The sequence below is a fragment of the Paenisporosarcina sp. P5_A11 genome (assembly GCF_056400705.1).
Window position 1 is genome coordinate 1 of record NZ_JBFUKT010000278.1, and the last position, 2,854, is coordinate 2,854.

Sequence of the window (2,854 nt, forward strand, 5' to 3'; positions counted from 1 at the left end):
ATGTCGCCGTCGATATTGTTATACATGATTGCCGCCACTGCGCCTGCTTTTTGCGCATTCACAATTTTCTCACTAAGCGCATGCGTTCCGCGCTCTATCAATGCTACTTTTCCGTGCAAATCAAGATTTTTTACATCATCTGCGCCACCTAAGCCGACAAATACCACAGGATAGGTTTTGTTTTCAAGTGTTTCTACATTGTCATTGAACCCTTTGCCAAGCAACTTAAAGTTGGTGAACGTTTCGACACCTACTGACGCGGTTGCGGTCGCAATCGACATCGGGAAGTCACTTGCACCAACCGTAATCGGAAGCGCTGCTGCTCCAGGTGTGCCAAGTGTATATGCGTAATTACCTGCGTTTCCTGCTGCAATGACGCACGTTACACCAGCTAATGTCGCATTGTTAACCGCGATTGCTTCTGCTGATAATGGATTGTTACTCGCTGCACCAAGTGACAKGTTAATGACTTTCATGCCGTCACTAACGGACTTGTCAATGGCTGCAACAATCCCGCTTGAAGCACCAGAACCRTAAGGACCTAGTACGCGGTAGACATATAARTCAACGCCAGGGGCTACCCCTTGTGCCGGATWTTCGACATTGGCTTTCGATTGTGCTGCGATTGTTCCAGATACATGCGTACCGTGGTACGTTGGGTATTCACGGCCTGGTGTGACTGGCTTACCTGCATTCACCCAGTCATCGTACGTTGTTTCCATCGGATCTGCGTCGTTATCGACAAAATCCCACCCCTTAACCGATTTCGGGTCAATCGTATTCGGATTCACACCTTCTTGTTTTCGGTACCCTTTATACACATCCGTTAAATCTGGATGATTGTAATCGATTCCTGTATCTAACACGCCGACTTTAATGCCGTTTCCTTTAATGCCTTCGTTATGAATCGCATCAATTCCTGGAAGTGGGATCGAATTTTCTTTTAATCCTTCAACGCTTTTTTGCGATACAGCAGTCGGTTTAATCGGGTCGATTGTGACCTTTTCGTCTGCAAGGACATGTCTGACAAGACCAGAATCAAACAGTCTCTCGACCATTGTTCCTGGAAGTGTCATCGCTACCCCGTTCAACGCGTTCTGATATTCATGCGTAATTTGGATATCAGAAGAAGTTTCAGCTGCATTTTTTGCAGTGACCGCAGTGACGCTCGCTTGACGCGTAGATAACCCTTCGATAAATGAACGGAATTGTTTGTGCGCATCACTTACTGCTTGTTTCTCTTCTTTTAAGGTTGTCTCATCTCCAGCTACATGTGCCTGCATCACCGCTACTTTTGCCGGTGCTTGCTTGAATTCAACAATGACGCGAACAGGTTCCGCGCTTGATGTGTTGATGTTAGACGAAATTTTCGGACCACCTATGCTGATCTGATTCAATGCCGCAATTTGTTCTTTCGTCAACTGTGGAGCGCTCGAATCCTGATGAAAAGGATCGATCGGTGTTGATGATGCCGCTAGCACGTTGAATGGAATGACAGATGACAGTAATAAAGCACTCATCGTCGTAGTTGCTACAATGTTCTTTAACTTACGGTTTAACATTGGTACTTGTACAATAGAACCTAAAATAAAACTAGATGRTAGAGCAAATACAGCTAAGCTTTTTAAGACCTTACTTTTGTTGTTTGCTTTTTTYYCCATTTTCTTTCCTCCMWGTYTCTGTCTCTTWATTACATATGTAGTGCAATGAATTACGAAACAATGATTCTAATAATAWTTTTTTTGTTTCTCCTTTTCCTCATTAATCCTCTCCCCTGCCTAACGAAATAGTAGATTAATATATTTGTAAAAATGTAAAGGTTTCGTGCTGATGACTTAACTTCACATTTAATACACTGTTCTGTCTTTCAACATCGGGTTTTTAAAATTTTTCAACTAATCTAGTATCAACTGGGAGTTTATTCAACATTTATTCATTCAATATTCAGATAAATTTCCCAATTAACCCTCATCATCCCACATTTCTACTTTTCTGAAAATTAAACATAGGATGTATCTTTTGCTGTTCTTGGTTCTATACCTGCTTAAAACAAAAGTACTATACCAAGAGGGACATAATAAGAGACATGACATTTTTTTATAAGTGATTTTTAAATAAGAAAACGGAACAAGTTGATTTCGAACAGCATAAATGACTGCCTGTGTTACTGGTAAATTACTAGGTTTATGAGGAGGATTTAGAATGAATCCAGTCGTTGGTCTGGATATTTCAAAAGGGGAAAGTCAAGTTCAAGCATTTTTAGATAAAAGCAAACCATTATCGTAAGAGTTTTAAAGTGTCTCATATTGTTGAGGGGCTTAGTTATCTTGTCGCGTTTCTTGAGGATGTGAAAAGAGTGACTGGTAAGAAGCCTTCAATAGTTTTAGAAGCTACAGGGCATTATCAAACTCCTGTCGGCATTACTTGGAAGAACGAGGATATTTATTGATTATTTTCAATCCGTTGATTTCATACAAAGCAAGAGGATCAAGTTTAAGAAAAGTGAAGACAGATGCCGTTGATACTATCTTCTCTATGAGTTGTTCTATAAAGAGGAGTTAGAGCCATATAAAAAGCGTGGAGTTCAGTTATTAAATCAATCTTACAAGACGACATGAAAATATAACTGGAGTCATGATTCAAACAAAACTTCAATTCCAAGCAGTGCTTGAACAAGTGTTTCCTGAAGAAAAAGTGGTTTTGGAGATTTATATTCGGTGGTGCCACTCTTAACTCTTTCAGAGTTTCCCTCTTCCGAGGATATTTTGAGAGCAAGTGAAGAAATAATTACAGACAAGATATTTGGATTATGTAAAAGTCGATCAATCAGGTGGGCAAAAGAAAAAGCTATTCA

At 40.3% G+C, this 2,854-nt stretch carries 1 protein-coding gene and 1 pseudogene; one reads left to right on the top strand and one right to left on the bottom strand.

Going from position 1 to position 2,854, the window contains the following annotated elements; all coding sequences use genetic code 11:
* The coding region (locus AC1DOS_RS19280; RefSeq protein ID WP_477538801.1) for a S8 family serine peptidase at positions 1–1,661 on the bottom strand (1,661 nt) is incomplete at its 3' end.
* A 541-nt stretch (positions 1,662–2,202) separates the two neighbouring features.
* Between AC1DOS_RS19280 and AC1DOS_RS19285 the strand changes: the two are divergent.
* Positions 2,203–2,854: pseudogene (locus AC1DOS_RS19285) on the top strand (IS110 family transposase); the annotation flags it as partial.